Annotated in this window: 30 protein-coding genes; 1 reads left to right on the top strand and 29 read right to left on the bottom strand. The window is 50.5% G+C overall.

What is annotated here, in order from left to right; translation table 11 throughout:
• Window positions 1-38: 38 nt before the first annotated feature.
• Entirely contained in the window at window positions 39-326 is a 288-nt protein-coding gene (locus JWJ90_RS09265) for a hypothetical protein (protein ID WP_205226936.1), read from the top strand.
• Between the two features lie 18 nt (window positions 327-344).
• On the opposite strand, the gene rpiB is transcribed toward JWJ90_RS09265, so the two are convergent.
• The 29 genes from rpiB to JWJ90_RS09120 all read right to left on the bottom strand — a co-directional run bounded on the left by rpiB (window position 345) and on the right by JWJ90_RS09120 (window position 25,503).
• A complete protein-coding gene (gene rpiB / locus JWJ90_RS09260) occupies window positions 345-770 on the bottom strand; it encodes a ribose 5-phosphate isomerase B (protein WP_205226935.1) in 426 nt (141 codons plus the stop codon).
• Window positions 771-794: 24 nt separating this feature from the next.
• A complete protein-coding gene (fabF, locus tag JWJ90_RS09255; protein WP_205226934.1) occupies window positions 795-2,033 on the bottom strand; it encodes a beta-ketoacyl-ACP synthase II in 1,239 nt (412 codons plus the stop codon).
• 14 nt (window positions 2,034-2,047) lie between these two features.
• Window positions 2,048-2,281, bottom strand: a complete 234-nt coding sequence (gene acpP, locus JWJ90_RS09250; RefSeq protein ID WP_205226933.1) for an acyl carrier protein — start codon at window positions 2,279-2,281, stop codon at window positions 2,048-2,050.
• Between the two features lie 79 nt (window positions 2,282-2,360).
• The gene (gene fabG, locus JWJ90_RS09245; RefSeq protein ID WP_205226932.1) at window positions 2,361-3,110 is read right to left on the bottom strand and encodes a 3-oxoacyl-[acyl-carrier-protein] reductase; all 750 of its coding nucleotides are present in this window, start codon (window positions 3,108-3,110) and stop codon (window positions 2,361-2,363) included.
• Window positions 3,107-4,297, bottom strand: a complete 1,191-nt coding sequence (locus JWJ90_RS09240; protein ID WP_205226931.1) for an electron transfer flavoprotein subunit alpha — start codon at window positions 4,295-4,297, stop codon at window positions 3,107-3,109. Before JWJ90_RS09240 ends, fabG begins: the two co-directional genes overlap by 4 nt.
• A gap of 34 nt (window positions 4,298-4,331) precedes the next feature.
• Window positions 4,332-5,111, bottom strand: coding sequence for an electron transfer flavoprotein subunit beta/FixA family protein (locus JWJ90_RS09235; RefSeq protein WP_205226930.1), 780 nt, complete (start codon window positions 5,109-5,111; stop codon window positions 4,332-4,334).
• Window positions 5,112-5,124: 13 nt separating this feature from the next.
• A complete protein-coding gene (locus tag JWJ90_RS09230) occupies window positions 5,125-6,273 on the bottom strand; it encodes an acyl-CoA dehydrogenase family protein (protein ID WP_338032309.1) in 1,149 nt (382 codons plus the stop codon).
• Window positions 6,274-6,293: 20 nt separating this feature from the next.
• Window positions 6,294-7,271 (bottom strand): beta-ketoacyl-ACP synthase III, encoded by a 978-nt coding sequence (locus JWJ90_RS09225; protein WP_205226929.1) that lies wholly within the window; start codon window positions 7,269-7,271, stop codon window positions 6,294-6,296.
• Window positions 7,264-7,404: a hypothetical protein gene (locus tag JWJ90_RS09220; protein ID WP_205226928.1), complete on the bottom strand. Its 141-nt coding sequence runs from the start codon at window positions 7,402-7,404 to the stop codon at window positions 7,264-7,266. Before JWJ90_RS09220 ends, JWJ90_RS09225 begins: the two co-directional genes overlap by 8 nt.
• Before the next feature lie 174 nt (window positions 7,405-7,578).
• The gene (gene plsX, locus JWJ90_RS09215) at window positions 7,579-8,607 is read right to left on the bottom strand and encodes a phosphate acyltransferase PlsX (RefSeq protein ID WP_205226927.1); all 1,029 of its coding nucleotides are present in this window, start codon (window positions 8,605-8,607) and stop codon (window positions 7,579-7,581) included.
• 12 nt (window positions 8,608-8,619) lie between these two features.
• Window positions 8,620-8,808 carry a 50S ribosomal protein L32 gene (rpmF, locus tag JWJ90_RS09210; protein WP_205226926.1) on the bottom strand — a complete coding sequence of 63 codons (189 nt, stop codon included), beginning with the start codon at window positions 8,806-8,808 and terminating at the stop codon, window positions 8,620-8,622.
• A gap of 81 nt (window positions 8,809-8,889) precedes the next feature.
• Entirely contained in the window at window positions 8,890-9,402 is a 513-nt protein-coding gene (locus JWJ90_RS09205) for a YceD family protein (RefSeq protein ID WP_205226925.1), read from the bottom strand.
• Window positions 9,403-9,651: 249 nt separating this feature from the next.
• Entirely contained in the window at window positions 9,652-10,287 is a 636-nt protein-coding gene (locus tag JWJ90_RS09200) for an MlaC/ttg2D family ABC transporter substrate-binding protein (RefSeq protein ID WP_205226924.1), read from the bottom strand.
• A gap of 156 nt (window positions 10,288-10,443) precedes the next feature.
• Entirely contained in the window at window positions 10,444-11,169 is a 726-nt protein-coding gene (locus tag JWJ90_RS09195; RefSeq protein WP_205226923.1) for an MlaA family lipoprotein, read from the bottom strand.
• A 62-nt stretch (window positions 11,170-11,231) separates the two neighbouring features.
• Window positions 11,232-11,684, bottom strand: a complete 453-nt coding sequence (gene mlaD, locus JWJ90_RS09190) for an outer membrane lipid asymmetry maintenance protein MlaD (protein ID WP_205226922.1) — start codon at window positions 11,682-11,684, stop codon at window positions 11,232-11,234.
• 78 nt (window positions 11,685-11,762) lie between these two features.
• On the bottom strand, window positions 11,763-12,548 hold the full coding sequence (locus JWJ90_RS09185; protein ID WP_205226921.1) for an ABC transporter ATP-binding protein: 786 nt from the start codon (window positions 12,546-12,548) through the stop codon (window positions 11,763-11,765).
• Window positions 12,545-13,339 (bottom strand): MlaE family ABC transporter permease, encoded by a 795-nt coding sequence (locus JWJ90_RS09180; protein ID WP_240194845.1) that lies wholly within the window; start codon window positions 13,337-13,339, stop codon window positions 12,545-12,547. The genes JWJ90_RS09185 and JWJ90_RS09180 overlap by 4 nt, the downstream gene beginning before the upstream one ends.
• A gap of 118 nt (window positions 13,340-13,457) precedes the next feature.
• The gene (locus JWJ90_RS09175; protein ID WP_205226919.1) at window positions 13,458-13,868 is read right to left on the bottom strand and encodes a PilZ domain-containing protein; all 411 of its coding nucleotides are present in this window, start codon (window positions 13,866-13,868) and stop codon (window positions 13,458-13,460) included.
• A 300-nt stretch (window positions 13,869-14,168) separates the two neighbouring features.
• The gene (locus JWJ90_RS09170) at window positions 14,169-15,827 is read right to left on the bottom strand and encodes a GAF domain-containing protein (RefSeq protein ID WP_205226918.1); all 1,659 of its coding nucleotides are present in this window, start codon (window positions 15,825-15,827) and stop codon (window positions 14,169-14,171) included.
• 73 nt (window positions 15,828-15,900) lie between these two features.
• Window positions 15,901-16,260 (bottom strand): response regulator, encoded by a 360-nt coding sequence (locus tag JWJ90_RS09165; RefSeq protein ID WP_205226917.1) that lies wholly within the window; start codon window positions 16,258-16,260, stop codon window positions 15,901-15,903.
• Between the two features lie 71 nt (window positions 16,261-16,331).
• Window positions 16,332-17,897: a two-component system sensor histidine kinase NtrB gene (locus tag JWJ90_RS09160; RefSeq protein ID WP_205226916.1), complete on the bottom strand. Its 1,566-nt coding sequence runs from the start codon at window positions 17,895-17,897 to the stop codon at window positions 16,332-16,334.
• Entirely contained in the window at window positions 17,894-18,358 is a 465-nt protein-coding gene (locus JWJ90_RS09155) for a hypothetical protein (protein ID WP_240194844.1), read from the bottom strand. Before JWJ90_RS09155 ends, JWJ90_RS09160 begins: the two co-directional genes overlap by 4 nt.
• Before the next feature lie 69 nt (window positions 18,359-18,427).
• Window positions 18,428-18,832 carry a YkgJ family cysteine cluster protein gene (locus JWJ90_RS09150; RefSeq protein ID WP_205226915.1) on the bottom strand — a complete coding sequence of 135 codons (405 nt, stop codon included), beginning with the start codon at window positions 18,830-18,832 and terminating at the stop codon, window positions 18,428-18,430.
• Entirely contained in the window at window positions 18,829-20,247 is a 1,419-nt protein-coding gene (locus JWJ90_RS09145) for a sigma-54-dependent transcriptional regulator (RefSeq protein WP_205226914.1), read from the bottom strand. The genes JWJ90_RS09150 and JWJ90_RS09145 overlap by 4 nt, the downstream gene beginning before the upstream one ends.
• A gap of 60 nt (window positions 20,248-20,307) precedes the next feature.
• Complete coding sequence (gene thiL / locus JWJ90_RS09140; protein ID WP_205226913.1) at window positions 20,308-21,333, bottom strand: thiamine-phosphate kinase; 1,026 nt, start codon at window positions 21,331-21,333, stop codon at window positions 20,308-20,310.
• Window positions 21,326-23,131: a phosphoenolpyruvate--protein phosphotransferase gene (gene ptsP, locus JWJ90_RS09135; protein ID WP_205226912.1), complete on the bottom strand. Its 1,806-nt coding sequence runs from the start codon at window positions 23,129-23,131 to the stop codon at window positions 21,326-21,328. Before ptsP ends, thiL begins: the two co-directional genes overlap by 8 nt.
• A complete protein-coding gene (locus JWJ90_RS09130; protein ID WP_205226911.1) occupies window positions 23,128-23,400 on the bottom strand; it encodes an HPr family phosphocarrier protein in 273 nt (90 codons plus the stop codon). The genes ptsP and JWJ90_RS09130 overlap by 4 nt, the downstream gene beginning before the upstream one ends.
• Window positions 23,397-23,774: a hypothetical protein gene (locus tag JWJ90_RS09125; RefSeq protein WP_205226910.1), complete on the bottom strand. Its 378-nt coding sequence runs from the start codon at window positions 23,772-23,774 to the stop codon at window positions 23,397-23,399. Before JWJ90_RS09125 ends, JWJ90_RS09130 begins: the two co-directional genes overlap by 4 nt.
• 103 nt (window positions 23,775-23,877) lie before the next feature.
• A complete protein-coding gene (locus tag JWJ90_RS09120) occupies window positions 23,878-25,503 on the bottom strand; it encodes a hypothetical protein (protein ID WP_205226909.1) in 1,626 nt (541 codons plus the stop codon).
• Window positions 25,504-25,545 lie beyond the last annotated feature (42 nt).

Here is a 25,545-nt window from a genome sequence, read left to right as displayed (position 1 = left end):
CAATGATGTAAGGCTTCCCCGGTTAAGGCGAACTCCCGGTGAACGATGCCATCCTCAAACACCACACGGAACTGACCAGGTATCGGGCTTCGCGCTATTTTGCACGCTTACCCTTCCGTTTGGCCGAATCAGGTTCACTTACGCTATGGACCGTTCACTTCCTATCGCTTCCTTCAGACCCTGCCGTTACCAGCAACGCCCTTGCGATTCGGATTGTCTTCCCCCTGGTCGGGGTGACGCCTGCGGAACGCAGGCTGGGTTTGCCCGCCATGCCGGGCAAACAAAAAAAACCGGTAGCTTTAGACAAAAGCGTACCGGTTTATTGAACTGAGGCAAAGAGGATTTCACCCCATCAGATTTATCCTGCGCAGATGACGGCCACCGGCAAACTCAGTCTCCAGCCAGACCTGAACAATATCCAGGGCAACGGAAATACCGAGTACACGTGCACCAAGACAGAGAACGTTGGCGTCGTTATGCTCGCGGCTCATACGCGAGGTAACAGCGTCATGACAAAGTGCTGCGCGGATTTGACGATGACGATTGGCCGCAATCGACATACCGATACCAGTACCGCAAATTAAAATACCCCGCTCACTGACACCTTCAGTTACAGCGTTGCATACCTTGTCGGCAAATTCCGGATAGTCAACCGATTCATTGCTGTAGCTTCCCACATCGTTGACTGTGTGCCCGGCCTTTTCAAGAAGGTCTTTTACCTCCTGTTTAAGCTCAATGCCGCCATGGTCACATCCCAGTGCTATGTTCATCTTCAGTCCTCCTTGTGGGGAAGATTAGGCAAATCTCCGAAAGACAACAACACCGTTGGTACCACCAAAGCCAAAGGAGTTGGACATCGCCGTCTCCAGCTTGACTTCACGTGCGGTCAGCGGCACATAATCAAGGTCACAATTCGGATCCGGATTATGCAGGTTGGCAGTCGGAGGAATAATACCGTTATACAGACTCATTGTCGTGAAGGCGGCCTCGATACCACCAGCAGCCCCAAGCATATGGCCGGTCATGGATTTGGTGGAGCTGATCATCAGCTTGTGGGCATGCTCGCCAAAGACCGTTTTAATGGCCTGGGTTTCACATTTATCATTGAGTGGAGTGGACGTCCCATGGGCATTGATGTAATCAAGATCGCCGGGATTAAGCCCTGCATCGCGAAGCGCTGCCTTCATACAACGTGCAGCCCCCTCTCCATCCTCAGGAGGTGCGGCAATGTGGTAGGCGTCACTGGACTGCCCATAGCCGATAACCTCGGCATAAATGGTCGCACCACGTTTTTGCGCGGATTCCAGTTCTTCCAGGATCATCATGCCTGCCCCTTCTGAGATGATAAACCCATCGCGATCACGGTCAAAGGGACGGGAGGCGGTGGTCGGATCATCATTGCGGGTGGACAGTGCCTTCATCGCGCTGAATCCACCGACGGCAAGCGGACAGATCACCGACTCGGTACCGCCGGTTACTGCTATATCACAGTCCCCGTAGGCAATATGACGAAAAGCCTCACCAACGGCATGAGTTCCGGCAGCGCAGGCAGTCGTCTGGGTCAAATTCGGCCCTTTACTGCCAATACGCATGGAAATATGCCCAGAAGGCATGTTGGGAATCACCCGAGGAATGAAAAAAGGTGTTATTTTTCTGGGTCCTCTTTTCTGTAAGACTGAATGGTACTCTTCAATGGTAGGGAGCCCGCCCATGCCGCAGCCGGTAATGACTCCCACCCGATCAACATTTTCATCGGTGATCGACAGGCCGCTGTTTTTCCAGGCCATATCAGCAGCGGCAACCCCGTATTGAACAAAGGCATCCAGATTTTTTGCCTGTTTTTTCTCAAACCACAATTCAGGATTAAAATCCTTCACTTCCGCGGCAATCTGCGAGGCATGATCAGAGGCGTCAAAGCGGGTTATGGGGCCAACACCGCTTTTGCCGTTAATCAGTGCATTCCACGTTTCCTGGGTACCTACGCCCAGGGGCGTGACCAAGCCGATACCGGTTACAACGACCCGTCGTTTCACGTTACTGCCTCGTCTTAGTCCTGAATTTTTGCTACGAAATCGATAGCATTCTGAACAGTGACGATCTTCTCGGCTTCTTCGTCCGGGATCTCTACATCAAACTCTTCTTCCATGGCCATGATCAGTTCAACCAGGTCCAGGGAATCTGCACCCAGATCATCAACAAAAGAAGCACCAGGAACAACCTTGTCACGATCAACGCTTAATTGTTCGACGATGATGTCAATCATTTTATCTTCAACTGCCATTGTTATTCTCCTCAAAAATTTTTTGTAGTTTGTTTGTGTTAAACCAATGCCAGAATCTCATCGTTCTGACATTGCATCATCAATGACCCATGTACATCCCGCCATTGACGTGCAGGGTCTGACCGGTAACATAGTTACTGTCAGATGATGCCAGGAAAGCAACCGCTCCGGCCACGTCTTCCGGAGTCCCCATCGCTCCCAGGGGTATCTGGGTTTTCAGTGCTTCCTGAACATCTTCGGGGAGGCCGTCGGTCATGTCGGTTCCAATAAAACCAGGAGCCACGCAGTTAACGGTAACATTGCGCCCTGCAAGTTCCCGGGCCATGGATTTGGTCAAGCCAACCAACCCGGCCTTTGCAGCACTATAATTCACTTGGCCGCTGTTACCGGTAAATCCAACAACCGACGAGACGTTAATAATACGCCCCCACCTTTTTTTCATCATGGGCCGCATAGCTGCCTTACTGCAGCAAAACGCCCCCTTCAGATTGGTATCAAGCACGCTATCCCAGTCATCTTCCTTCATGCGTGCCATCAAGCCATCGCGGGTAATTCCCGCATTGTTGACCAGAATATCAATCTGGCCATGAGTAGAAATAATATCTTTGATCGCCTCCTGAGCGGCTTCAGTATCAGCCACATCAAAGCGAACAGTAAATCCTTTACCTCCGGCTGCCTCAATCTGTGCAAGGGTTTCGTCAGCTGCAGTCGGGTTGGCGACATAATTAATGCCGACCAGGGCTCCCATGGAGGCGAGGCGTTTGCAAATTGCTCGTCCTATGCCACGGCTTCCGCCGGTGACCAGGGCCACCATATTTTCAAGCATCATTTTTTTACCTCCTGGATTTTGCGAATCAGCTGGGGAACCACCTCATACAGATCGCCAACGATTCCATAGGTTGCCAGGTCAAATATGGGGGCAGCCTTGTCACGGTTAATGGCAACAATGACCTCGGCTGATTGCATGCCGACGGCGTGCTGCACTGCACCGGAAATACCACAGGCGATGTACAATTTGGGATTCACAGTTTTGCCGGTTTGCCCAACCTGATGAGGATATGGAATCCAGCCGGAATCAACGGCGGCTCGGGAAGCGGCAACAGTGCCACTGAGTTCATCGGCCAGTTCACGCAAAAGGGAAAACCCTTTGGCGGAATCAAGCCCGCGTCCACCTGCGACCAGGGCCTCGACTTCCTGAATGTTGACCTGATCCTCATCGTTGACCACGGTTTCGATAACTTCCAGTTTCGAAGCGGGAACGTATTCCGCCACATTGAGTGCAACCACCTCCCCTTTTCGTGTGGGATCAGGCTCAGCTGGTGCCATGACTTTAGGGCGTACAGTTGCCATCTGCGGACGGGTATGGGGACACTCGATGGTTGCCATGATATTGCCGCCAAAGGCAGGCCGTGTCTGCAAAAGCATACCATCAGACTCACGAATCTCAAGGCGGGTGCAATCGGCAGTCAGCCCGGCATTCAAAGCAGTGGCCACATACGGGATGACCGAACGCCCTATGGCAGTGGCTCCAGCGAGAACGACCTCCGGTTTAGACTCACTGATAACCCGTTCAAGGACTGCGGCGTACACATCTTCACGGAACTGTTCAAGATCTGTATGTTCAGCCAGCAACACTCTATCAGCTCCGGCTGCGATTAATGCCTCACTGTAGCCGCCTACTTTGCCGCCAAGCAAAATAACACTTAAGTCAACCTGGCGCTGATCTGCAAGTTTACGTCCGATACCAAGCAACTCAAAGCTTACCGGTGCAACCGTGCCATGCCGGTATTCGGCAAAAACGAGAATCCCTTTATAGTCATCCAGGTTATCCTGGGTGCGTTTTTCTGCCACTTCAATGCGCAGCGCCTCAACCGGGCAGCTTTCAACACAGGCACCGCAAAGCGTGCAAGATTCGTTGACCACAGCACAGTCGTCTTGAACACTGATGGCACCAAAGGCACAGTTGCCTTCGCAGATGCCGCAGGCGGTGCAAAGATCACAATCGATAATCAGCATAGGATATCCAGTTGCTTCAAGAAATTGTTCAGGTTTAGAGGTACGGTTTCAAGCACTCAATCAACTGCTCGACCTGCTCTTCAACGCTCCCTGCAAAAACCCGGCGATCGCCTCGAGGCTCCGGAGAGAACACTTTAACCACCTGGGTTGGAGAACCAGCCAAACCAATACATTGCGGATCAGCACCGATGTCCTCTGCGGACAGGGTCCGAATTTTGGTTTTTTTGGCCTTCATCTTCCCTTTAAGAGAGGCAACCCTTGGCTCATTTATATCTTTGACCACAGTCATCAAAGCGGGAAGCGGCAGGCGAACAACATCATAGCCGTCATCCATCATCCGCTCGACTTCAATGGCTTCCTTGCTGACAGAACGGGTCTTTTGCACACAGGTGACAAAGGGAACCTGCAATCGCTGCGCAAGACCGGGTCCGACTTGAGCGGTGTCGCCGTCGATGGCCTGCTTGCCGCAAAGAACCAGGTCACAGGGACCAATCGATTGGACGGCCTGGGCCAGGGTATAGCTGGTTGCCCAGGTGTCGGCGCCTGCAAAACCGCGGTCTGAGACCAGAACACCGTCGTCGGCACCACAGGAGATGGCCTCACGCAACACGGCTTCAGCCTGGGGAGGCCCCATGGTGAGAACGGTGACCGCACCGCCCACCTGTTCTTTGATGGCCACAGCCTCTTCCAGAGCGTGACGATCATAGGGGTTCATGATCGACTCTACACCTTCGCGGGCCAGGGTATTTGTCTTTGGATCCAGGCGAACATCCTTGGCATCTGGAACCTGTTTGACGCAAACAATGATCTGCATGCGGGAATGCCTCTTAGGAATATTCTTTGTTGAGTTCCTGGCCAACTACATTGCGCTGAATCTGGTTGGTTCCCTCATAAATCTGAAGGATTTTGGCATCGCGCATCATCTTCTCAACCGGGTACTCTTTCATGTAGCCGTAGCCGCCAAGGACCTGAACTGCATCCGTGGTCACTTTCATGGCAACATCAGTTGCATAGACCTTACACATGGAAGAGACCTTGGACATATCCTTGGGATGCGCGTCAATGTGCTTGGCAGCACCATAAACCAGAGCGCGGGCGGCTTCGACCTGAATGGCCATGTCGGCAAGCATGTGCTGCACAGCCTGGAAGGAGATAATCGGCTTACCGAACTGATTGCGTTGTTTGGCATAAATAACCGCCTCATCAAGGGCAGCCTGCGCCAGGCCCACACCAAGGGAAGCAATACCAGGGCGGGACATATCCAGGGTTTTCATAACCGTGATAAATCCGGTTCCGCGACGGCCAACCAGGCGATCCTTGGGAATGCGACAGTCTTTTAAAATCAGCTCACGGGTTGAAGAGGAGCGAATGCCCATCTTGTCTTCTTTTTTTCCGTATGAAAAACCAGGATCACCGTCTTCGACAATAAAGATGGAGGCGCCACGGGCTCCTTTGTTGGGGTCGGTCATAGCTATAATGGTATAAATTTCCGACTCACCACCGTTGGTGATCCACTGTTTGGTACCGTTGAGAACCCACTCATCACCGTCAAGAACGGCGGTAGTGCGAATGCCGGAGGCATCGCTGCCCGCATTTGCCTCGGTCAGGCCAAAGGCGGCCCAGCGTTTTCCAGAGGCAATCTGGGGCATATATTTTTGTTTCTGTTCTTCACTACCGGCAATCAGCACGGGAAAAATCCCAAGTGCGCTGGCAGCATAGCTTGTCGCCACGCCAACACAACCACGGGCAAGTTCTTCCATTGCAAGAACGATTTCGAAACAGCCCCCACCAAATCCTCCATACTCTTCCGGAACAAAAATGCTGAACATATCAGCCTTGGCCATGTCCTCAAGGATTTCACGGGGAAACTGATTTTTTTCGTCTAATTCCGCTCGTACCGGGATGATCTTCTCGTTGGTAATCTCACGAGCGGTATCAATGATCATCTGTTGCTCTTCAGTGAAAAAATAATCCACAAATACTCTCCTTACGTCTTCTACCAGCGCAAAAGCAGAGAGCCCCAGGTGAGGCCACCGCCGAAAGTACACAGTAACACAAGATCGCCACGCTGCAGCCGCCCCTGACGATGGGCTTCGTCCAAGGCAATGGGAATACTGGCCGCTGACGTATTGCCATACTTGCTCAGGTTAATAAACACCCTTTCTTCAGGCAGTCCTAAACGCTCCCGCAGTTTTTTGAGGATACGAATATTAGCCTGATGGGGAATGAGAATACTGATCTCATCCATTGTGACCCCCTGCTCGCGCAAAAGGGTGTTCACCGCATCTTCCATCATGCGAACGGCCTGCTTAAAAATCTCACTGCCGTTCATACGAATCAGCGGACCCACATAATCATCATAACGCAGATCGGGATTCTGGCTTTCCGGGCTGTCCATACACAGCATATGCCAGGAGTTCCCATCTGAATGCAGGCGACTGCCCATTACACCGCGATCATCGGAGGAACTTCCAAGGATCACGGCCCCTGCCCCATCGCCAAAAAGGACGCAGGTGTTACGATCCTCCCAGTTGACTCGGGCAGAAAGTGTCTCCGAGCCAATGAGGAGAATTTTCATGTTCGGACGATTTTGAATGTACTGGCTTGCCAGATCAAGTCCGTAGGTAAACCCAGCGCAGGCTGCGTTAATATCATAGGCAAACGCGTTTACTGCACCTATTTCTGCCTGAACAAAACAGGCGGTAGAAGGCATAATCATATGAGGCGACAATGTGGCCACAATGATCAGATCTATTTCTTGTGGTTCAATACCGGTTACGGCCAGGGCACGACGAGCAGCTTTCGCCGCCAGCTGATAGTTGAGTTCGCCTTCCCCAGCGATGTGACGATTTTTGATACCGGTACGGGTTGTGACCCACTCGTCTGAGGTGTCAACCATCTGCTCGAGTTCGGCATTAGTTACAACTCTTTTGGGTAGGCAGGATCCCGTGCCTAAAATTACAGCTTTACTCATGAACAACCTTTTTCTCGATAGGCCGCCAGCCTTTTTTCACCAGAACTTGCAGATAAACTCCGGCACAGACCGACAAACCTCCATGGGTGGAGGTGCTTATTTTAGTTTTAAGAATCTGATTATCTCCAGGCATTGTTTCACCTAGAGACCAAAGAACGGCGTATCGCAGAAAAGGATACTGTTATGTTGCAAGAACGACGTATCGAACGACCGCCTGCGAAGCCATCAGCATTCGCCAAATTTGTCATTCTCTAAAAAGCCTCGAGAACGACGTTCCGATCCACAGAACCCCTTGATTGTATAGTGCCTAAATTTCGGGATTTTGACCTTTTTCGAAACCATCAAGATTGGCGATTATTGCCTCGTTCACCTGGTTGCGAACCATATCGGATGCAACCTCTATTGCATTTCGAAGAGCGATGGCATTGGAGGCGCCATGACAGATAATACCGGTCCCGTTGATCCCAAGCAGTGGAGCGCCACCATACTCGGCGTAGTCCACCTGTTTTTTGAACCCGGAAAAGGCTCCACGTATCAACAGGTATCCCAGCTTGTAACGCCACTTCTTCAATATTTCCCTCTTGAGCATCATCATGGCGGCCTCTGCCAGCCCTTCGCTGATTTTCAGAGAAATATTTCCGACAAATCCGTCACAGACCACAACGTCGACATCGCCTCGATACACATCCCGCCCCTCAACGTTGCCGATGAAGTTCAGGTGGCTACGACCAAGCAGTGCATGAGCTTCCTTGACCAGTCCGTTTCCTTTGGTGACCTCCTCGCCGTTACTAAGCAGGCCTATCCGAGGAGTAGGATTTTGCTGCAGCAAGCGGACGCAGGAAGAGGCCATAACAGCAAACTGGTAGAGGTGCTGGGGACGACAGTCCACATTGGCACCAATATCCATCAGCATGACCGGCTTTTTTACCGTGGGAAAAAAACTTGCTATTCCCGGCCGGGCGATCCCTGGCAAACGTCCCAGCTTACGAATGGCCGCAGCCATCGTCGCACCGGAATTTCCCGCCGAAACCACAGCATCGGCTTCCTTACGCTTAACCAGATCAAAGCCAACGACGATTGTCGCTTCTTTCTTTTTGCGCACCGCCTCTACTGGCGAGTCGTGCATGGTAATTACTTCAGAGGCATGCTGCACTGATATTCTCTGCAGCACATCATCCTGGCCGTTACCAAGCTCAGCGAGCTGGGCATCAAGCCGATCAGATGGTCCGACCAGAATGACACGGAGATCCGGATTGCCGCCAACAGCAGCAAGCGCCCCCTGAATCGCCATTTCTGGCCCTAGGTCGCCACCCATGGCGTCAAGGGCTATTCTCACAACTCTGCCTTATTAATCCAGCTCTTCCTCAAGACGGAAAACAGATTTCCCTCTGTACATACCGCAGGCACCGCAGAGGCGATGGGGCATTTTGGGCTCGCCACACTCAGGGCAATTGCCAATGCTGGGCTTGCTCAAGGCATCATGAGCACGACGCTGGCGGGTTCTGGAATAGGAATGTCTTCTTTTAGGTAAAGCCATGGTCTTTCCTCCGTATGCTTCTTCCTCACAAGCCTGACAACAGGCTTGCACTCTGAGGGATAAATAACTTAAAGTACTCTTCTATTTCTTCAATTGTGCAAGAACAGCAAAAGGCGAATCAACAACCTTTTCACACGTGCACGTTGTTTCATTCAAATTGGCCCCACATTGCAGACAAAGCCCTGCGCATCCGGTGACGCACAGTTTTTTTACAGGGAGCGCAAGATATACCTGCTGGCGCAGGGTATCGTCAAGATCTATGACAGGTTCATCAAGGATCTCTGTTTCGAGATCAGCTGGCATGGATTCAACATCTTTCACCTGCCAGGCTTCGTCAGAATCAAGGGCAAACAATTGCTGAAACTCTGTGCAAACTTCGACAGAATAAAGACGAAGGCATCGATCACAGGCGATTTGCACCGTCAGTTCAATTCGCCCCTGCAGGACCACCTTGGATTCCCCATTTCTCTTCAGGGTGCACTCAGCGGTAACAGGACCATCAAGGATAAAATCCTGCTGCTCTGCAAGCTCTCGAATCTCGTTGAGGACAAATGTGCTGCCATGCGGTGAAATCTCGTTGAACCGAACTAACATATCTAACCCCTCCGCAAGACGCACTTTTCTCCGCTGAAACGGAGAATTATACAAAAAAAATACACTTTCGCCAAGAGAAAAGAAGAATTAACAGGAAAGATAAATATTTTAGGCACCCTGAAATCTTGGCTGTTTCGAGGAGATTACTGCAATTTTAGAGAGTTAAACTAAATCTGGCCATTTCCGTACTCTTCACGAAAATGGCCAAAGGGGTCCAGCAACCATCGTCTCGAATGATTGTTTCAGAATTTATTTTTCGGTGTATTGTTTCTCTAACTCATTAACTTTACTTTGAATCTGCTTAACGAGCTGAGAATATCCGTCATTGGTAATGATTTTAATAAACTCTTCCCGGTAATTACGCACCAGGCTCATACCTTCCACCACGACATCATAGGCCATCCATTGACCATTTTCCAACTTTAGGAGATAGGAGATGGCAATACTCCGATTGGCATCAACAAGTTCTGTCTGCACCTCTGCCCGTGGGCCCCGCATCCGCTGCTGGGTAAACTGTACCTTTTGACCGGAATAATCCTCTATTTTGCCAACATAGACAAACTGCAGCAACTGGGTAAAAAGATCTTGGAATTCATTTTGTTCCTGCGCAGAGAGCTCCCGCCATTTTGGATTGAGCACACGCTTGCTCATCTCGGTGAAATCAAATCGCTCCTTGACGACCTTGATCATGTGCGCCGCCTGTTCTTTTTTGGAAAGTTTCTTCAAGGCAGGATCAGCAAGGTTACCAACGACTTTTTCCAAAAAAGGCTTAAACTGCTCGGTGGGATCAGGTGAAGCAAAGGCCTTCTCACCACCAGGAAGATTGCAGGCAAAGAGAAAAAATGTGAAAAAAAACAGAGCTTTTTTAATGGTTGAGAACAGCATGTACCTACCTAAAAACAAAAAAGTGCGTGAAGTTGTTCCTGAAACCCGTAGACTTTTCGTCGGTGCGTCAGGAGCCTAATAACGAGCGATATATCACCTGAATCCGTAAGCATCATCAGCGTCAATCCGCCGTCACGGATTCAGGTATCATTCTGCTCAGTTGCCAAGCTGAGCCTCATCGACTGGCTGGCCGTGTTGACGACGCTTACTGCGCATCTGAAAATAACCGCTTCGAAAGGCAATATAGGGATCAAAGCTCATCGATTTCATATCCTGATATTCACCCAGATGCAGCGATGTTGTATTCACCCTTTGAGCAATCGCCAGGGAAACCAAAGTCATATCATCGTCACGCCAGGGATAATAGGTCGTCATAGCGAAGGTGTCAACGCCGACACCGAGAAAGTCACGGGCAGTTGACGGCCCAAAAAACGGGACAACCAGATACAGACCATCTCCAACGCCCCAAACAGCAAGGGTCTCCCCAAAGGCGGCGTGCACAGGATCGAGCTTAAACTCATGTGCAGCCGCATCAGCCAGACCAAACACACCAAAGACTGAGTTAATAACAAAACGTGTCAGCACAATACCACTATCGCTAATACGCCCCTGTAAAAGGCAATTGACAGCCCGTACAGGTTCAGCCAGGTTGTAGAAGAAGTTATCAACGCAACCGCGGATATCCTCAGGGAGGATCATGGAGTAACCGCTGGCCACCGGATCGAGAACCCAAAGATAGAAAGTATCGTTAAAGGCAAAAAAAGCCCGGTTCAAAGGTTCTATCGGATCAGCCACCATTTCCCCTGGAACCGATTCATAACTCGCATCATCGAGCAGATCTACGGCCAGCACCGGAGTCGCGTTCAGCAAAAGAACAGCCACGAGAGCAAGCCTCCCCCCTCTCATTACTTGAGAAATCCACAGTGATGATAAAGTCGTTTTTATCATTTCCCCACCTGACCAAACGCAAATTTAGAGATTAAAGATTCCAGATCGACCGATGATTCCGTGTCCCAAATGACCTCTCCAGGCTTATAGACGACCTCGTCACCGCCAAGGGTGATTTGGATGTATTTGTCCCCGATGATTCCCTGAGATTTCACCGATGCTATGGAGTCTATGGGTAAAGTGATACCATTGTCAAGTTGCATGCTGACAACGGCACGCCTGTCTTTGTTGAGGCTTAATGCCTGCACATTTCCCACGGTGACTCCAGCAATCTGAACATCGGCGCCCTCTTTCACTCCGGCGATATTGTTGAATTCAGCCTTTATGATATAGGATTTGGCACCGGTTATCCAGGGTACCTCTCCAAGCTGCAGGGCTAACCAACCAAGAGCGAGGAAGCCGACAACTAAAAATAAACCGACAAAAACCTCTATGCGCGAATTGTGCATGGTTCCCCTCCTTTTAGAGCATACTCAAAAGTGTTACACGTGTTGTCTTTGCCTGGGATAGCTTAGACACCTTTCCATTCAGCCTTTTGTCTCCTCATATCCGAGCACCAAACGGGCAAATTCTCGAATCTTCGTTTTTGAGGATAACGGGATTTGCGACGGATTGGTAAACACGTCTAACTCTCCCTTATTGAGCAAAATTATCTGATCTGCAAGTGAAAAAATTTGCGGGATATCATGACTGACAATAACCGCGGTGTAGCCAAGACGCTGCTGGGTTTGGGTAAAGAGTTCGTAAATCTCTCTCGTCATGACCGGATCAAGCCCGGTTGTCGGCTCATCAAAGAGAACAATCTCCGGATCAAGTTGCAGGGCACGAGCAAGCCCCACCCTTTTTTTCATGCCGCCACTGAGTTGGGCTGGATATTTATCCTCATGTCCACCGAGCTCTAACTGCTTAAGTGTCGTTTGCACCTTTGCGACAATTTCCTCATTGCGCATGCTCGTACGCTCTCGAAGCGGCAGGGCAATATTTTCAAAGACTGTAAGAGAATCAAAAAGAGCTGACCCCTGAAACAAGACACCAAAGCGCATGCGTTGTTCCTGTAGCTGGGCGTACCCCATGGTCGCTATATTTTTTTCACCCACTAGAACCTGCCCCGAGTTGGGCCGTAAAAGTCCTAGAATGAGCTTAAGAATAACACTTTTCCCTTGACCGGACCCTCCGGCAATAACAGTGGTTTTTCCCTTGGGCACGGTGAAGTTTGCCTGGTCAAGCACAATATTCTCTTGCATTCGCCCTGCAAAGCTGACACAAACATCGACAAAACGAATTACGGCCTCTTCATGCAGAGTTAGGGTCATAGCAACACCGCTGTCAAGAGGTAATCAAACACCAGGACCGAGATAGAAGACAGAACTACCGCTTGGGTAGTGACCTTGCTCACACTCTCGGCACCGAATCCGGCACCCCGTATTTTTTGTACCAGATACCCCCGTCCTGTGCAGATCCAGACAACCAGCCAACCAAAAATAAACGATTTAATCACGCCCAACTGAATGTCGTGATTGGTGACACTCTGCTCCATACCTGAAAAATAGGCACCAGAATTCACCCCCATCAGGTGTACCCCGGCTATATATCCTCCTAAGATACCAATTACATCAAAAAATGCCGTCAACAGAGGAAGGGAAAGAAGAGCAGCGAGAAATTTCGGAGAGATAAAATACCGAAAGGGGTCAATGGCCATGCATTCAAGGGCATCAATCTGCTCCGAGATGCGCATGATGCCGATCTCTGCACACATGGCTGAGCCGGCACGTCCTGCAACCATGAGCGCGGTGAGCACCGGGCCGAGTTCCATGATCAGCGTCAAAGAGACCGCTGAACCAAGCATCCCTTCGGCACCAAACTTATGCAGCGAGTAGTACCCCTGAAGCCCGAGGACCATACCCGAGGAAAGGGCAGTGAAGAAGATGAGCGTCATTGAACCGCCACCGATAAAACTCAGCTGTTTAAGCAACTCTTTAAAACGAAATGGCCTTTTGAATACACCAAGAACAGCCCAGAAAAGAAAAACGCCCATACGCCCTAAATCGCCGAGAACATAGAGAGTGTGTGCGCCTAAGGCACCGACCCAGCGCAGTGGGGCCATTGATTCACTATTTGTCTGAGACATGTGGATTTAACAGAAAGATGGAAGTGAACGAACCAGGAAAACAGGTTTTGGGAAAACTCTATTCCTGGCTTGTGGTCGAGGTTTACAGAAGTTTTCAGCAGGTGGAAGAAGAGCCTGTCTGGGCCATGACATCGTCGAAATTTTCTGCGGCGGCGACTGGATCATCGGAGGAATAGAGAACCATGGTCTGCAGATACATGAGGCTGTGATCTTCCATGCCGGTAAATTCGATTCCCATTCCCCTGCTTTCGGTATGGACAATTTTCCCACAAATTTTATAAATCATGCTTGAGCGGTGGCCGGTCTCGTGCAGTTCAATACGGCAGTCCTGACCGACTGCATACTCTTCTCCACCCTCAAGAAACATACCGCCCAAACTCAAATTTTTGGCATTATACTGCCTACCGGTTGAGTCATCAGCATAGAGTTTGATCGTGCGCTCAAAACGTACCCGGGCAAAACGTCTCTTGTCGTGATGGTAAATTGTTGAACCGGCTATACCCATATCGCAAAACCATTGGGGAATTGAATTTCAACTATTGTTTTACTATTGCACTGATCGGCAGGAATGGCAAGCAGTAATTGCCCGAAGAAGTCAAGCCAAAATATTGGGATCAGATAAAAATCGGCGAAACTCCCATTGCCAGCAGCTCCCTGTTTTCAAAAATAATTTACTGACACATTTTCTCTGTCACCTTCCGCCCGTTTCAAGTCACTGACCGTTTGCACAATCATGACAGGAGCGCATGTTTTTTTACAACCTCAAGCGACAGACATCTCCCTGAAAACCGGGGGGCAACAACAACTATTTTTTTAAGGATAAAATTTTTCGTGCCCCGACATATTCACGACGGGAAAACCCCGTCATCGAGGTCATCTTTTCTGTCAATTCGCCGATGTTTTTTAAATTTCGTATGATGACAGCAAGTTCTTCTCCGAGTTCGGTCTCCTCCTGTTCTTCGGCTAAAAGCTGAGCTGTCCCCAGGGCCGCAAAGAGGGGGCTGTTGATCTCATGGGCAACCGTACCAGCCAGTTCGACAATCCCCTGGAGTTTACTGCTTTGCAGCTTTTCCTCTTCAAGCATCTGTTCCGTTGATATGTCCCGTATAATTTCGACAACATATTCAACTTGACCTTTTTCATCATGAATAGGTGAGGCCGAACGTTCAAACCAACGGGGCCTATCGCCAACATGAACCTCCTGCACAAAGGGAACCATCTCACGTCCCTCCAGAACCTGATTCACCGGGCAGGTTTCTCTATCTCCCTTGGGGGGACAGAGATCAAAGTAATGCATGCCGATGACTTCTTCCTCGCTCACTCCCAGGGTGTCAAGAAAAGCCTGGTTCGCCAGGACCAGTCGGCGGTCACGGTTTAACACCAGGAGTTGGTGCCGCAGATTATTGAGGATATCCCCAAGAAACTGTTCATGTTCCTGTATCTGACCAACCAGGTCGGAGATTTGCTTATAGTTGCGGGCATTGCGCAAGGCTGCGCCCCCCACCTCGGCCAGGGTCACGGCAAAACGGACCTCGGTCTCCGTGAATACCCGGGGTGCATCGGTTAAGATGCGCATCACCCCGATGACACCTTTATTGACTTTCACCGGCACGGCGAGCAAAGAGACGATCCCCTCATCTGCCATCTGCTGATGATACTCGATGCGGCTATCGTGGCTGACATCATAAATTGCCACCGGCTCCCCGGCGAGCACCAGCTGTATATTCCGTTCCTGCTCCACCTCCCCCCGCTGCAAGTAGGCCCGGGAAACCCCGTGGGCAGCGGCAAGAGCAAGATGACCGGATTCAGGGTCAAGCAGACGCAGGGTGCATCCCTTGGCCCGCATGGTCCGGGTGACGCGTTCAACCAAGCCGTTAAGCACGGCGGCGAGATCAAGCGTGGAGTTGACCAGTGCTGAGACCTCTTGAATTTCATGGAGAAAACGTAGTTGGGCGGCCATCTCATCAAACATCCGGCCATGGGACAGTGCAATCCCCACCTGCTCTGCAAGAGCCATGGTAAAGGAGATTTCTTCGGGAGAGAAACTCCGTTCATTCCGAGTCAGCAGCCGCATGATGCCAATGAGTTCGTCCTGGTAGGCAATGGGCAGGGTCAGTACACTTTTGATGCCTTCACGGCTGGCTTCTTCATGAAAGGGCAGATATTGGTCTTCATCCACATGGGTGGAATAGACCGGATGACCAGAGCGGACCATGTTCAGGGTCTCTTCGGTATCAATCACCTCGCGGGAGAGGTACTCCATGGAGACACCATGGGCAGCGCCAAGAACAAAGCTGCCAATGGAGGAATCATGCAGGCGTATGGTGCAGGCATCTATTGCAAGCAACGGTGGAAGAGCCTCGGCAATGGTATCCATGACCTCCTGATGGTCATACACCGTGGAGGTAAGGCGCGTTACCTTTTGAAATATATCTAAAAACCGTTGTTCGCGTGACTGCTGCATAGGAGTATCCGGTTATGGGGAGTCATGTCTTTGCAAAGTGGGGGATGCTCGTCTCTCAAACGTAGCTCTCCATTTACAGGGCCAGGACCTGTTCCACTTTCTCCTCGAGTTCAGCCCGGTCAATGGGCTTGACACAGTATTCATCGGCTCCAAGGCCAATGGCTTCCCGCGCGGTTTCCATGGTGGGGTACCCAGTGAGCATGATGGCTCGCATGTTGGCATTCTGCTCTTTGAGCATGGCCAACACTTCAATACCGCTCATCTTCTTGAGTTTAATGTCTAAAATTGCCAGATCAATCGGATGCGACCTGGCATAGGCGATGGCCTCATCCTCCTCGGTAAAGGTGTGAGGGATGTGCCCTTTTTTCTTCAGTATTTTTCCAACAAGAACTGTGGCATCAAGCACATCATCCAAAATGAGAATTTCTGCCATAACGAACCTCCTGGGTCATTGTTCCACAGTGCCCCTGCATTGTTCCGGGACCAGCACCATTGGCCATTTCCCTACTCCTCTTTGATGGCGCTGGTTTCCTGGGCAACCGGTAAGACAAGGCGAAAAAGGGTTCCCTGAACTACGGTACCATCAGCTTCATGCACGGGGCTGTCAATCTCGATCGTCCCCCCATGCTCTTGAATTATTCCATAGGAAACAGAGAGGCCAAGTCCAGTCCCCTTGCCCACGGGCTTTGTCGTAAAAAAAGGATCAAAAATTTTTGCTTTGATCTTGTCCTCAATTCCATGCCCCGTATCGCGAACCTCGGCAATCACCTTGCCTTCATTTTTTGCATAGCGGGTTTGCAGATGCAACTCACCACGCTCCAAACCGTCCATTGCGTGGTGAGCATTGTTGATCAGGTTGACCACCACCTGCCGGAGTTTTTCCGGATCACCGATGACCACGGGCAGTTCCTCGGCACAGTGCAAATAGACCTTGATATGGCTCAGATTGAGGCTATGCTCTGTAATGGCAACGGCATCGGTAAAAATCTCATTGACATTCACACTCTCGCGAGCGCTTCCGGACTGGCGGGAATACTTCAACAGATCAGCCACGATCTTACGGCTGGCCTGGGTCTGACGCTCAATTACCTCAAGATTTTGATACGTCTCCGAATCGGGCTCAAAGTCGTCCATCATCAGCTGGGCATACCCAAGAATAATGCCAAGGGGCGTATTGATCTCATGGGCAATTCCAGCTGCCATTTGCCCCACCGAGGCCATTTTTTCGGATGAGACAAGCTGTTCCATCATGGTTTTGAGGCGAGTGAGATCCTTGGCAATGCACTCCGAACCAATCACCTGGGAGTACTCGTCATACAGTGCGGTAGCAGAGATCAGGACATACACGGTGGTCCCGTCCTGTTTTTTAAACTCAGCTTCCAAATCCTGAATATAGCCATACATGACCAAACTTCGACCATACGCCCGTACGGCCCCCTCGTTGCGAAAGAGGTCCTCCAACCCGAGAGATGGCCTGTCATCACTTGCATAGCCTAACATTTCCAGGCCCGAAGCGTTGATATCAAGGATTCTATTATGTTTATCCGTAAAAAAAACCATATCTTTGGAAGCGGTAAAGAGATGGCGAAACTTCTTTTCCGATTCGGATAACTCAGCAGTTCGTTCCTCTACCTTGTCCTCCAAATTCAGATTCAACTCTTTGAGTTCATTGGCTGTTTTGGTCAGCCGGATCTTCGATTGCTTGAGTTTGGCAGCTTCCTGCTCAATGGCCTCATAGGCCTGCACTCCCTTGTGATAAAAAATCATGACCGCTGCCACAGAGATCATGCAAAAGGTGTTAATCCCACCTGAGTACGGGGCAATATCGTGCCAGAGATTAATATTGCCGGTTATATAAAAAATCTCCTTCGCCAGATGGCCAACCGCTCTGGACAGTGCAAAGGCGGTAATGGCCAGAGTGACATAGAAGAGGTACCCCCAAAGAAAGTTATCAGGCCTGAGGCGGGTCAGGCGGAAAGCATACCAGAGGGAAAGCGAGGAGAAGATGATATTAAGCACCGAGCCGGACACATCCACAACGATGGTCGGCAGCATGGGTAAACCGTTCATCGTTGTCCTCCCAGGTCTTCTTGGGCCACCGAGTGGTAAAATGAGCGGAGACCAATAAAAAGACAAAACATCGCAGGCACATAGATCAGGTGATCGAGCTTGGTCACATAATAAATGTATTTGGTCAGGGTAAACGGTTCCAGGAGAAGAGTGGTCAGGTAATGATCTTTTTGTACCAGAGAAGTGGGATGCAGATAGGCACCAGCGATGTGACCTATAAAGGCCATGAGATTCCAGCAGGTCATGAGCAGGCAGAACATCTGCAGATACCCCCATCCACGCCCGGTAAAGGAGGTTCGCCTGATATCCCAATAAAAATAGCCCAACGCAAAGATGTAATGAAGATGCGCAATTTGGTGGACGTAGAGCCCCTCGGGTTCACCGTGTACCTGCAGAGCACAGGCCTCCCCCGGATTGAACAGCATAAGCGGGACCACCATGAGCCAGAAAGGATGCAGCAAGAATTTCCTCATCTTCTTCAGACCTCTGCCTGGGGCGTATACCTGCAGCGAGCAAGAGCGTGCAGTTCTCTAATACGATGATACCTGGGCCACCGGTGCCCATAAGCTCTCTTCAATGCGGGGTTGAATAATTTCCATCAATCCCTCATTTTCCAGATACGGGCAGGGCCTATCATAGGGAAATTCCCTACATTGCTTGGGTCTCGCCTCATGGATCAAACATCGTTTGCACATTTTTCCCTGAGCAAGAAAAATACAGGATCCGTCTTCTCTGGTGCGGAAGGTATTTCTATGTTCAATGTATTTTCCTCGGACCTCCCCGTCACTGACCTGCAAATAGCGTGCGATACGGTTGATATCATCGTTGGTCAGGAGCAACGATGAGCCTGGTAATCGGTAGCAGCAGTACCCAGGACAGAAGTTGCAGAAGGATTTGTTTCCAGATAACACATAGGGATTCCTCTTCTTGCTCATCCGCGAAAACTCCCAGCGTCGATGTGAAACTTCCGTAATAAACGTTGAAAGGCCTGGCGTTCCATGCCGCATCGACGTGCAGCAACAGTCACATTGCCCGCAGCAGCTTCCAGGGCCTCACTCAGGTAGCGACTGCTGAACTCCTCGACGAGACGGTTTTTCGCCTTTTTATAGGGGAGTTCAAAGAGTTCCTGTTCGGCAAAAGGACACGGAACCGATTCGTCCATGGAGAGATCCCCTCCCTCCTCTTCCCATAAATCATCAACCTCAATAAATGGCCCGGGACTCAAAAGTACTGCGCGGCTGATCACATTTTGCAGCTGGCGCACATTGCCTTGCCAGTGATGTCGAACCAGTTCCTGCAGAGCCTTTTCACTGAATTCGAGCTCCCCTCGGTCATGCTCCTCGCAAAAACGATCGAGGAAATGCTGAGACAACAGGGGAATATCGCTGACCATAGTCGACAAACTCGGCATGGTCACAGTCATCACATTGAGACGGTAAAAGAGATCCTCTCGAAATTGCCCCTGACGAATCTTAGCCTCCAGATCTTGATTCGTCGAGGCGATGACCCGGACATTGACGCCAAAGGTTTTATTTTGCCCCAGCGGCTGGACCTCTTTTTCCTGCAGTACCCGCAGCAGTTTTGTCTGTACGCTGACAGGAATATCAGCCACCTCGTCTAACAGCAAGGTCGAACCATCCGCCTCCACAAAAAGACCTTTCTTGTCGCGATCCGCCCCAGTAAAAGCCCCTTTGCGGTAACCAAAGAGTTCGCTCTCCAGGATGTGTTCGGGAAGCGCAGGACAGTTAACCGTAATCATGTCGCGTTTTCCACGGGGCGACATGGCGTGCAGGGCCTTCGCGGCCAGTTCCTTGCCCGTACCAGACTCCCCCCGTATCAACACGGTCACATTGGACTGGGCGACGCGGTGCAGCAGTTCCAGAGTCCGGGTCAGTCGATTGGAACGACCGACAAAGCCATGGCGTACGCCCTGGTCACATAACTGATGCTGCAACTGAACATTTTCCCGCAGCAGTTTCGTCCGCTCAAGCGCCCGTCGCACGGTACGCAAAATTCGCTCATTATCAAAAGGCTTCTCGACAAAATCATAGGCCCCTTCCTTCAGTGCCTGTACAGCCATCTCAATGGTGCCGTAGCCGGTCATGACAATGGTGGTCAGTGAGGGATCAATGGATTGCAGGTGTTGAAGAAAACTTAAGCCATCCATTCCCGGCATTTTTATATCTGTGAGCACCGCATCTGGAGGTTCAAGCTGCACTTGCTCCAGAGCTTCCTCCGCCGAGTTACAGGTCATGACCTCGCAGTTCGCCTTCTTGGCCAGAACTTTGGCCAGAAGATTACGCATATCACGTTCATCATCGACTATCAACACAGTGCCAGGAGCACTCATTGCATCAATTCTCCAGGGAAAGTCAATGGATTAGTAATCACCTGCCCCCAGTGAAAATACTTACTTTCCATCCCTTTTGCCCGGTTCTTGAAAATGATCAAATCCTGTGTAGGAAACAGGTTCCTCTACAAGACGACCGTTTGCAGCTCTGCGCCGCATACGAACGCCCAGATCCTGGGTGATGCGACCAACTGGCGTGGCCCTGAGATCAAACTCTTGCGCCATTGCGAGCAGTTGAGACTCACTTTCCGAGGAGGCGGTAAAGAGCAGTTCAAAGTCCTCTCCACCGCGTATAGCCCAATCCACCGGGTCTTTTTTGATATGTTGAGTTGCCTGACAAAGTAAAGATTTTCCGGGTAACAGCTCTGCATCAAAGACCGCACCAACCCCCGAAGCCTTACATAGATGGGCAAGGTCCGTGGCCAGACCATCAGAGAGATCCATCATCGCGTGGATCAGGCCACTGCGCCCTAAACTGGCGCCAAAACTGACTCTCGCCCTGGGATTGCGGTGTTTTTCAAAGAGGGGTTCCAACTCACCTCCCAATTCGCCTTTACCCTGCTGCAAGAGCTCCAGCCCGGCAGCTGCCCAGCCAAGTGGCCCACTCACCCAGACCGTATCGCCAAGCTGGGCAGTACTACGGTAGATAACCTCATCAAGGCGGGCCTCACCAATAAGAGTCAGGGAAAAATTGAGTCCCTGGGGGCTTTTCACCGTATCGCCGCCAATCAAAAGAACCCCGTATTCATAACAGGCATCAGTAATTCCTGAAGAGAACTGACAAAACCACTCCTGATCAAAGTCTGGCGGCATGCCTACTGACAAAAGGGCGAAAAGAGGGGTGCCCCCCATGGCCCCTATATCGCTGACATTCACCGAAACAACTTTCCGTCCAAGCTTATAGGCAGGGTGAAAACTGCAGTCAAAATGAACCGATTCGATCAGGGTATCCAGGGTCAGAAGCCAGGCACGCTGGTCATCGCGTCTGACGACGGCACAGTCATCGCCTATGCCCTTGACCAGATCACTGTTTGACTCCAGACGGCCAAGGGATGCAATATGCTCGATTATCTCCCGCTCATTCATAATCAAGAAACTCCCGTGGGTAAAACTGGTCGTAGGTGCGGAGTAAAACGGCCCGTATATCCTCGCTGTCCTCACAGCGCAGAACCTGGCCACTGAGCTGACGCAGATCCTCATAACTGGAATGGCGCAACAACCGCTTGACCAGAGGGATTAGCGACGGACGCATGGAAAGCTCGTCGACACCAAAACCAATGAGTATAGGGGCACAGAGAGGATCCCCTGCCATCTCTCCACACAGCGAGACGGGAATATTGCCATTGATCGCCGCCTGCACTGTTTGATAAATCATGCGCAAGACGGCCGGATGGAAGGGCTCATAGAGATGGGCCACATACTGATTGCCCCTATCGATGGCCAGGGAATACTGAATCAGATCATTGGTACCGATAGCAAAAAAATCAACTTCCCGCGCAAAGAGATCAGCCATGACCACAGCACTTGGCACCTCCACCATCATGCCGATCTCAACATTTTCCGCATACCCGATTCCCTTGGAGCGCAGTTCGTCCATGACCTCGCCTATCAGCTCCTTGGCCTCCCGCAGTTCAGACAGTGCTGAAACAAGGGGCAACAGAATCCGCAGATGCCCATGGACCGATGCCCGCAGCAGGGCTCTGAGCTGTGCTCGAAAGAGATCCTGCTCAAAAAGCGAAAACCGAATGGAGCGAAGGCCCAATGCCGGGTTACGTTCCCGGTCAAGCCAGGCGGTAGTACCAGGACAACCATTGAGCACCTTATCGCCCCCGACATCCAAGGTCCGAACCGTCACCGGAAAAGGATGCATGGTTTCCAATAACTTTTTATAGGTGGAAAAGAGCATCTCTTCAGAGGGGAGAGAAGCCTTGGAAAAATATCCGAATTCACTACGAAAAAGCCCAATCCCTTCAGAACGATACTTCTGTACTGCATCGAGTTCCTCGCACATCTCAATGTTGGCACTCAAACGCAGGGGGACACCATCAAGACTTATAGCACTTAAGGGAATATACTCATCGAGCGCATCGTTAAAGGCATGCTTCCTTTGAATATTTTCCTGGAGGTCCTCAATTTCCTCGGCTGTGGGCCCAATAATAACCTGGCCGGAGGCGCCATCGAGAATGACCCTATCCCCATCGCGCACAATGGAGGTTATCTGTTCCAGGCCCACCACAGCAGGGATATGCAGAGAGCGGGCGATAATAGCGGTATGCGAGGTCAGGCCGCCTTTTTCGGTGAGAAATCCACAGACATTGCCGGACTGCATCCGCAGGGTATCTTCCGGAGAAAAATCATTAGCCACCAAAATGCTGGGCTCTTGATTTTCGGGCTGCTCTGAGCTCTGTTGCCCAGTCATAAAATCAAAAACACGCTCGGCCACATGTTTGATATCCACATACCGTTCTCTAATGTAGCTATCCTGTATTTTGTCAAAGCGGGCCTTGATTTCAGTAAGCGCCTGTCCAAGGGCCCACTCGGCATTGACGTTGTGCTCACGGATTATCGCCTCGGTCCGCTGCACAATCATAGGATCTTTGAGCATCAGCAGGTGGGAATCGATAATCGAGAGAGCCTCGGTGAGATCACCGGCCATTTTCTCCCGTAACTGATGCAGCTCTGCCTCTGCCCCCACAATGGCCAGTTTAAATCGATGCACCTCACCGTCTATATGTCCAGGAGGCAACTGATACCAGCCTGCCTGCCAGTTTTGCCGTTTAAGAACAACGACACGAGCAATGACCAGTCCTGGAGAAACTCCTGTTCCGCGCAGCTTCCGTGGAATTTTTTCCGGCATTTTGGCGTGCATCCGTTTCTGTGTCATTTAGGATCTTCCTTGGCCGTTAACAGTGCCTCTACGCTTTCTAGAGCCCGGCGGGCTGCATCACCCTCAACCATAACCTGGAGCTGATCGCCCTGAACACAGCCGAGGGCAAGCACATCCAGGATCATGGAACAGTCAGCGGTCTCTTCTTTCAGGCTCAGGTGCAGTCGCACCTGATACTTTGCTGCAATTTCGGCAAGGCCGGTGGCAATGCGGCTATGAACACCACGCTCATTGCCAACTGTTATCCAACCGCCGAGTTGTTTCATTTAACGATACGCAGCCCAGAGGGATGTGGCTTTGATTCTTTCTTTGATTGAGGCGGCCCTGGTGTCTTGGCTTTGTTTGCATCTTCATCAAAAGACACGGCCTGGATAAAACGGCCCTCACCACCCATCGTAAAAATTTCGCCTGAAAATTGAGGAGTTCGCAGGGTCCAAACGACAGTCTGCATGGGGATCGAGAGCAGATGCAGGGTGACGTGCCACCACTCATCTTTTCGGGTTGTGTCGCGCTCTATGGACCCGACACGTCCATAGACCAACATTTCTGGATTTTTTGACGCAATAACGACAGTGTCGCCCTCAACCGTGGTCGATTTGAAAGGTAAAATTTTCTTCAGTTCTGCAACCATCTGTTCCATACTTCCGTTCCTCTAGGCTTATCAAAAAAATGCATACTCGGTATCTTTTTCAAGACAACTTTGGCCAGTCGTTGCGCTGGTGGCTAGCACCCGCGTTTGCCTTCTATTGTTTTTTTAGGGTGTAGCCCAGCTCAAAAAAGAGTTCTTTATCGCCGATAAAGCCACGTATTCGAGTCGTTTCGATATCTGTAAGATCCAGCAAAATCGACTGTACAAGGGGGTGAAAAATAAACCAATCATCAAAGCTGTTGCCGTAATGCTGGCCAAAGTCGTGGCGTATCGTCTCAACGACCGGGAATACCCACTCAACCATATCTCCTGTTCGGAGAAAAAGAAAAAAGTTGCTTCGCTGTCCATAAAAGCCAGGACTGGGCCGGCCATGCTGTCCAGCCTGAGAAATTTTGTTGTACATCCTCTTGATCAACTCTGCACTGTCAGCAAGAAAAAGACGATGTTTCCCCACCCCATAGGCAGGTTTCAGCAATCCATCGGCCATGAGAAACTGAACGATCTTGACGCCCTGAGCAAGCACATTCTCCCTGTGGAGGGTTTGTGTCAACTGGTCAAGGACACGGCCAACCTGCTGCGCGTCTTTGATGGCCAAAGATATGGAAACCAGGGATCTTGGGTATTGTCCCCTGGATTCCATTTGCTCAATGTCCAGGGAAACGTCGTTCCCTATAAGGGCAAGAAACTCCGGTACCGTGACCCCACCTACCTTTTGTAAATCTTTGGCCCACCATTTTAGAAAGACCTGAATGGGGGCAAAGTTAATCTGCCTGAGATGTGACCAAAATTTTTGAGGTTTGAACCAATTGGTCCAGAGGGCGAAGGAGGTGTTTTCGGAAAGCCGACCAATGGGCGCATTGGTCACTGCATCGTCGAGATGGTGTTGACGTTTAAAAGCAGCAATATCGGTTTGGTCTGCAAGCGCAACCAGGGAATAACGCATCCCCTTTTTTGCCTGGTTTCCATACAGGGCAATTTCATGAGCACAGGGGAAAGCCGCAGGCGAACTCATTTCTCTTAAACAGGGAAAGAGGCTACGAAGCTTATGTAAACGCATATATATAAAAATCTGGGTCTTACGTGCAGCAAGTTTCTTTAACTGCAAATACCCACTGTGTTTGGTTACACCTGCGCGGATGGGTATGAGATCCTGCAGGAGCTGATAAATGCAGGGGTGGAGTACCGACTCTTCAAATGCCCAGGCCAGCACTCCGGCATGGGTGAAATAAGAAAGAGAGGCACCCTTTTCAAAATGCAGACGAGTGAGGATCACCCCTTGAAATTCTCCATGATCTTCTCGAAGAATAGGGCCAAAACCACGGGCAAAAAAACCTTCTGGGGTATCCTTTGGTGACAGACGCCCTATAAAGACGAGTCGATTGCCAATTTGCTCAAAAGTAATCTGCTCTGATGTTCTTTGGGGAATGAGTGCAATAAGAGAATCGGGGGGCAGATTGGTCAATACATTTTCCTTGGTCTTGAGCTCCAAGAATGCGTTGCATTTTGCCAATATCTGCTCTTGCTGTTTATCTGTCAGAGGAAAACGGTGCAGAATGGAAGGAAAGTCTGCCCTCGACAACACCTTGCCAAGCAGCCCCTGCTGAAGCTGATTGTACGCTGTGACAATACTTTTACTCTCTATGACCAACGCAGTTTCTTGAGGAAGGAGATCAATAAGAGTAATATCACTCTGGTGATGATCGACGAGGCGATAACACACTGAAAGAAAAACTCCACAACACAGGACAAGTAAAATGATTCT

Source organism: Desulfobulbus rhabdoformis, assembly GCF_016919065.1.
GTDB lineage: Bacteria > Desulfobacterota > Desulfobulbia > Desulfobulbales > Desulfobulbaceae > Desulfobulbus > Desulfobulbus rhabdoformis.
Note: the sequence above shows the minus strand (reverse complement) of the source record. Positions and strands in the feature narration are given on the sequence as shown.

Excerpts from the sequence above, each read along its gene's own strand:
- rpmF (WP_205226926.1), bottom strand. The coding sequence starts at position 8,808 with ATGGCTTTACCTAAAAGAAGACATTCCTATTCCAGAACCCGCCAGCGT.
- JWJ90_RS09170 (WP_205226918.1), bottom strand. The coding sequence starts at position 15,827 with ATGCAGCAGTCACGCGAACAACGGTTTTTAGATATATTTCAAAAGGTA.
- JWJ90_RS09220 (WP_205226928.1), bottom strand. The coding sequence starts at position 7,404 with ATGCCTGGAGATAATCAGATTCTTAAAACTAAAATAAGCACCTCCACC.
- mlaD (WP_205226922.1), bottom strand. The coding sequence starts at position 11,684 with ATGCACAATTCGCGCATAGAGGTTTTTGTCGGTTTATTTTTAGTTGTC.
- JWJ90_RS09160 (WP_205226916.1), bottom strand. The coding sequence starts at position 17,897 with ATGAACGGTTTACCCATGCTGCCGACCATCGTTGTGGATGTGTCCGGC.
- acpP (WP_205226933.1), bottom strand. The coding sequence starts at position 2,281 with ATGGCAGTTGAAGATAAAATGATTGACATCATCGTCGAACAATTAAGC.
- JWJ90_RS09200 (WP_205226924.1), bottom strand. The coding sequence starts at position 10,287 with ATGCTGTTCTCAACCATTAAAAAAGCTCTGTTTTTTTTCACATTTTTT.
- JWJ90_RS09125 (WP_205226910.1), bottom strand. The coding sequence starts at position 23,774 with ATGGAACAGATGGTTGCAGAACTGAAGAAAATTTTACCTTTCAAATCG.
- JWJ90_RS09150 (WP_205226915.1), bottom strand. The coding sequence starts at position 18,832 with ATGAGCAAGAAGAGGAATCCCTATGTGTTATCTGGAAACAAATCCTTC.
- JWJ90_RS09130 (WP_205226911.1), bottom strand. The coding sequence starts at position 23,400 with ATGAAACAACTCGGCGGTTGGATAACAGTTGGCAATGAGCGTGGTGTT.
- JWJ90_RS09175 (WP_205226919.1), bottom strand. The coding sequence starts at position 13,868 with ATGGGTATAGCCGGTTCAACAATTTACCATCACGACAAGAGACGTTTT.
- JWJ90_RS09165 (WP_205226917.1), bottom strand. The coding sequence starts at position 16,260 with ATGGCAGAAATTCTCATTTTGGATGATGTGCTTGATGCCACAGTTCTT.
- JWJ90_RS09180 (WP_240194845.1), bottom strand. The coding sequence starts at position 13,339 with ATGGCCCCACTGCGCTGGGTCGGTGCCTTAGGCGCACACACTCTCTAT.
- ptsP (WP_205226912.1), bottom strand. The coding sequence starts at position 23,131 with ATGACACAGAAACGGATGCACGCCAAAATGCCGGAAAAAATTCCACGG.
- JWJ90_RS09235 (WP_205226930.1), bottom strand. The coding sequence starts at position 5,111 with ATGCAGATCATTGTTTGCGTCAAACAGGTTCCAGATGCCAAGGATGTT.
- JWJ90_RS09240 (WP_205226931.1), bottom strand. The coding sequence starts at position 4,297 with ATGCTGATTATCGATTGTGATCTTTGCACCGCCTGCGGCATCTGCGAA.
- JWJ90_RS09185 (WP_205226921.1), bottom strand. The coding sequence starts at position 12,548 with ATGACCCTAACTCTGCATGAAGAGGCCGTAATTCGTTTTGTCGATGTT.
- JWJ90_RS09205 (WP_205226925.1), bottom strand. The coding sequence starts at position 9,402 with ATGTTAGTTCGGTTCAACGAGATTTCACCGCATGGCAGCACATTTGTC.
- JWJ90_RS09225 (WP_205226929.1), bottom strand. The coding sequence starts at position 7,271 with ATGAGTAAAGCTGTAATTTTAGGCACGGGATCCTGCCTACCCAAAAGA.
- thiL (WP_205226913.1), bottom strand. The coding sequence starts at position 21,333 with ATGAATGAGCGGGAGATAATCGAGCATATTGCATCCCTTGGCCGTCTG.
- fabG (WP_205226932.1), bottom strand. The coding sequence starts at position 3,110 with ATGATGCTTGAAAATATGGTGGCCCTGGTCACCGGCGGAAGCCGTGGC.
- JWJ90_RS09145 (WP_205226914.1), bottom strand. The coding sequence starts at position 20,247 with ATGAGTGCTCCTGGCACTGTGTTGATAGTCGATGATGAACGTGATATG.
- rpiB (WP_205226935.1), bottom strand. The coding sequence starts at position 770 with ATGAACATAGCACTGGGATGTGACCATGGCGGCATTGAGCTTAAACAG.